The sequence below is a fragment of the Endozoicomonas sp. SESOKO1 genome, from assembly GCF_024606265.1.
GTDB lineage: Bacteria > Pseudomonadota > Gammaproteobacteria > Pseudomonadales > Endozoicomonadaceae > Endozoicomonas.
Map to the genome: position 1 here is coordinate 1 of NZ_JAHHPP010000390.1, position 5,029 is coordinate 5,029.

The window sequence follows — 5,029 nt, forward strand, 5'->3', positions numbered from 1 at the left end:
GATCTAAGAACCCTCGCCTTTATGCCCTTCGGGTGCGATAGGGCGGGGAGTGTCAGAATTACGGTTCGCCATGGGTTTATGTTCGGGCACCCCGGTAAAAAATTGATGTTTATGGGCTCTGAGTTTGCTGTTACCAGCGAGTGGAATCCGACAGCAAGCCTGAACTGGAACCTGTTGGAACAGGGTCCTTATCACCGGGGTATGCTGGCGATGGTCAGTGAGCTGAATACACTGTATCAGCGTTACCCGGCACTCCACGAGCTTGACTTTGATCGCGACGGTTTTCGCTGGTTGGTACTGGATGACCATGAACAAAGTGTTTTTGCCTTTTATCGAAAAGACAGTGCAGGTAACACCATTGTAGTTATCAGTAACATGACACCATATGTACGACATAATTACACCATTGGTGTACCAGTCGATGGGTTATGGCAGGAAATATTTAACAGCGATGACCAGCGCTACGGCGGCAGTCATATTATCAACGGTGCCGTCCTGTCCCGGCCAGAAGCGCGGCATAATCACCCCCAAAGCATTGGCCTGACTTTGCCGCCGCTGGCTACTATCATGCTGACCGCTGACCGGGTATAACACCCATATCGAGAACAATGGAAATTGTGCATTGACGCAGAGTTATGATATGCATTCCAACGAAAAGCATTTTGCGTGTTTCACGGTAATCTCGTTCTGTGCGGGAATCCAGAACAGTTACTGCTTTAACCACCTTGTTTTCAATCAAGTCAACTTTTATAAAAAGTCTGTAATCGTTTACATTACCGCAGTGCTTTTCTGTTTGTCTCTGAAAACTAATAATACACGACGTCTATTTGATCATGCTATATAGAGCTTCAAACGCCATGGATTCGCCGTCTGCCACCCAGGCCTACTCCGCCTTTCCCGGAAAAACCTCCCCACAGGGAGCCACTTTAGTCAATGCCGATCTTGTGGCCGTACCGGGTAATCAGGCGACAGGGGTTAATTTTTCTGTGTACGCTTGGCAAGCAGAACAACTGTTTGTCTCATTATTTGATGCACAGGGGAACGAAGAACAACTGAAAATGTTCCCTTCCAGTGAGGGCATCTGGCACCTCTATGTTGAAGGCATTACCGAAGGCCAGCACTATGGATTCCGGGCAGACGGTTACTGGTCGCCCAATACCACGCCACGTTTTAACAGGAACAAATTGCTGATGGACCCGTATGCCCGGGAAATCAGTGGCGATGTGCAATGGTGTCAGGAAATTTTTGACTACCTTTCAGACGCCAATGGTCAATGGCTGTTCAATGAGCAGGACAGCGCCGCAAAAATGCCCCGCAGTGTGGTGCGAGATGCCACTTTTGACTGGCAGGGCATAACCCACCCACAGATTCCGGACCAGCAGAGCATTTATTACGAAACCCACCTCAAGGGATTCACCAGGACCCACCCGGATATCCCGGAGGATATTCGCGGTACCTACCTGGCCATGTGCCACCCCATTACCATTGACTACCTGAAAAACCTTGGCATTACTGCCGTTGAACTGCTGCCGGTGACCTGCAGCGCCAGCGAAGAACGACTCACTCAACTGGGGTTATCCAATTACTGGGGTTACAACCCTCTGTGTATGATGGCACCGCACACACCGTATGCCATTGCCGACCCGGTGACCGAGATGAAAACCATGGTGCGGGAGCTGCACCGTGCCGACATTGAAGTCATTATGGATGTGGTGTTCAACCATACCTGTGAAGGTGGCCATGGTGGTCCATTCCTGAGCATGCGTGGCCTTGCTGAAACCGACTACTACCATATGAATAATCATGACGGTGAAATCAGCTCGGAAAATTACAGTGGTTGCGGCAACACCATGAACTTTGACAGCCACCAGACTCTGCGCCTGACCATGGACGCCCTGCGTCACTGGGTAGTGGAGTACCAGATCGACGGTTTCCGTTTTGACCTGGCACCCACCATGGCCCGCCAGCACCGTCATTACAGCAAGGATGCGCCTTTCTTTTATGCCGTGAGCCAGGACCCGGTCCTGAGCCAGGTAAAAATGATTGCAGAGCCATGGGATATTGGCCCGGACGGTTATCATATGACCGACTTCCCCAGTGACTGGCAGTCCTGGAATGATCGTTACCGTGATACCTGCCGAAAGTTCTGGAAAGGCAGCAAGGGAATACAAACGGAAATGGCCTGGCGTTTTTCCGGATCAGAAGACCTGTTCAGCGAGCAAAGTTACCTTGCCTCCGTCAACTATATTTGCAGCCACGATGGCTTTAACCTGATGGATCTGGTTTCTTACAATCAGCGCCACAATCTGGCCAATGGTGAAAACGGGCGCGATGGCGATGACCACAATTACTCCTGGAACCATGGCGAAGAAGGCATCACTGATAATCCTGAAATCAATAACGCCCGCTTGCGTAGTCGGAAGAACCTGGTGGGAATGTTAATGCTGGCCAAAGGCTCCCCCATGCTGCTGGCCGGTGATGAGTTCAGCAACACCCAGGATGGGAATAATAATGCCTATTGCCAGGACTCACCCATCGCCTGGCTACACTGGGACTGGCTGCATAACTCCGACTCTGACGGTGCCAGAATGCACGACTTCAGCCGTCAAATGATGCACTTTCGTCGTAATGAACCACTGTTGACCGATAGTCTGGGCCATACGGAGTACCAGTTATACTCTCCGAAGGGGAAAGTCGTTGACCCTATTTATTTCAGTGAGCGTCACTGTTATACCCTGACAGTTAAAATTCACGACCCGAACGATGCTGAAAAAGGGGCCATCTGGGTAATCATGAACGCTGGTAAACATATAGGACGGGTGTTAATTCCTGAAACCGGCCAATTCAAACACCGGATGATCATGGTGAATACCGATCAGGAGGCGTCTTTTATCCAGGAACCGTCTGTTGACCAGTGCAGCTATGAAGTTCAACCGCACAGCCTGATCATGCTAAAAGAGATGAATTAACCATGTTGATAGATAATTTGCACAGACCTTTTATAAGGGCTTGTAAGGGGAAGCTCTTGCCATGTATAAGTCCAAAACTATGATTTCTACCATGTAAGTAAGGGGATAAAAAGTCAGGATTCATTTCCTCTGAAGTTTTCATTATGTCAGGATTAGGCCTTTTACTAATACTTATGTGCTGGAAGTAGTTATCGTGTGGGTGATTATGTCTTGAAATAAGAAAATCACCCGTCATTTCATACAGCTGCAGAGCTGACCAATAGATTATTTCTAATGCAGTTCTATTCAGCCATTGTTCAAAGGCTGTATTATCCAGTCCGAGAGCTTGCGGCAAGCTTATTCCATTGCTCGAATAATATCCCCGTAGAAAATGCTCCAGAATATCTCTGATAAATTGTTTTACTTCTTTAACAGCTACAGGGTTTTGATAATGAAACTCATGGCTTATACGTTTTCCACGAGCATAAACAATAACGATAGCAATAAAGTTATCCATTAGAGCATTAAAATAAGCTAACAGGTTTCCGACTTTTGGAAAGAATTTAAAATTTAAAGCATTTTCTGGATCCAGACTGTGCAATGTAGTTTCAAATATTTGGCTGTCACCAAGATCCCGTAGTCCGGACCAGGATAAATCTGAGCGTTCAGTGTCTTTTATCCAATCAATAATTGAGCCGGGAAAAGGGTCTTCATTGTACGAGTCAATGTTACTCAGTTGTGCCAAGGTCATCCACTTGGGAATTCCCTCGGTCATAGACAGACCTTTACTATGCTGCGATTTGATCAGACTATCGAATGACAGCCCATATCTGGCATACTTACCAATATCCATAGCCGCTTTTTTTAATCCTTCTTCAGATCTCGAATATGGATTTTGGGGGTTTGATGGATCTGGTTGGCATGCATAATTAACATAATCACCAGATGCTGCAAAGCAATAACCCTGCAGATGACCTTCAGTAATTTCAAGATCATCTTCTAATGTGCTAATAATTTCATCCGCAGGGATAGAATAAAAATATTTGCATAAAGGCACTGAAGATAACCCCTTACTTAAAGGTAGTGAAAATAAACCTTTACTTACCGGTATTTCGCTGGCGAAATCCTGATCTGAAAATAACTTGTGTAAGGCGTTGTGCATTTTAAGTTCACGGGTGAACTGATCCCATGGTTCATCTTTTCGTTGAAATTTAAGGTAGAGTTTCTGGTTGTCAGGGTTGTCAGGAAGACTGAGCTGGATGGTTCTTCCACCACAAACTTTTTTAGTTGTGGCTTTATCCAAAAGCATTGACTCTATTTCCAGATTCTCCTGACTTGTACTCTTTTTTGCAGTTTGGTTTTTTATTTCAATTTCGATTTTGTGTCCCATTCCAATGTCTGGGGGTAAAAAATGACTGTTCCTGTAACAGGCAATGATAAGTTCAGAGAAAAAAGGATTATGTGAGTCATAATCCAGGCTGGCTATAGAGTGTAAAAGTTCTGGTGCTGCACGGAATTGCAGGGAATGATTGTTTTTTGCCAGCTCAATAATTTTTTCCAGACTTCCAGCCGGGAATAAATATTTGTTTTCTTGTGCTGCTTTATATAAATGATCACGCCTTTTCAAGTTTGAATGATGAACTGTATGTTCAATCCTATATCTTAATGATTGCAATGTTGCCATTTTATTGAACAAAATATCTTTATCTGTAGTACTGAATTCTTTTTTGAGTGTTTCCAGTTTATTTTTATCAATAGCCCTCTTACCCATTTTTACTATCAGATAGAGCCAGTCATCGTCGCTGAAATGTTGGGTATTGTCATGCAGGAAATCCTTCATTAATGAAATTTTGTAGTTTGCACCGACAGCGAAATAGCCTTCAGGCTTTGCTAATGTTGTGATTTTTCTTGTTTTTCTGTGATGAAGGCTCTTCTGGTCATCTCGAAGTGATTCATCTATAGGCAACCGCTTTCGCTTGCTATTTTTCGGCCTCAGATCTTCCTGGCAGGTTATATCTGCCATGATGGTTTGTGACTGTGAGGGGATCGATGATAAATGCATTAATGTAATCCCTTATGAT

3 protein-coding genes are annotated in these 5,029 nt (G+C 45.2%); 2 read left to right on the plus strand and 1 reads right to left on the minus strand.

Annotated elements, in window-relative coordinates:
- Nucleotides 1–591: alpha amylase C-terminal domain-containing protein (locus KDK13_RS17920; protein ID WP_257286362.1), on the plus strand; the 591-nt coding region annotated here is incomplete at its 5' end.
- A gap of 266 nt (nucleotides 592–857) precedes the next feature.
- Nucleotides 858–2,969, plus strand: coding sequence for a glycogen debranching protein GlgX (glgX, locus tag KDK13_RS17925; RefSeq protein ID WP_257286363.1), 2,112 nt, complete (start codon nucleotides 858–860; stop codon nucleotides 2,967–2,969).
- Here glgX and KDK13_RS17930 read toward each other — a convergent pair.
- Complete coding sequence (locus tag KDK13_RS17930) at nucleotides 2,947–4,971, minus strand: hypothetical protein (protein WP_257286364.1); 2,025 nt, start codon at nucleotides 4,969–4,971, stop codon at nucleotides 2,947–2,949. The two genes, glgX and KDK13_RS17930, sit on opposite strands and share 23 nt — an antisense overlap.
- Nucleotides 4,972–5,029 lie beyond the last annotated feature (58 nt).

Excerpts from the sequence above, each read along its gene's own strand:
- glgX (WP_257286363.1), top strand. The coding sequence starts at position 858 with ATGGATTCGCCGTCTGCCACCCAGGCCTACTCCGCCTTTCCCGGAAAA.
- KDK13_RS17930 (WP_257286364.1), bottom strand. The coding sequence starts at position 4,971 with ATGGCAGATATAACCTGCCAGGAAGATCTGAGGCCGAAAAATAGCAAG.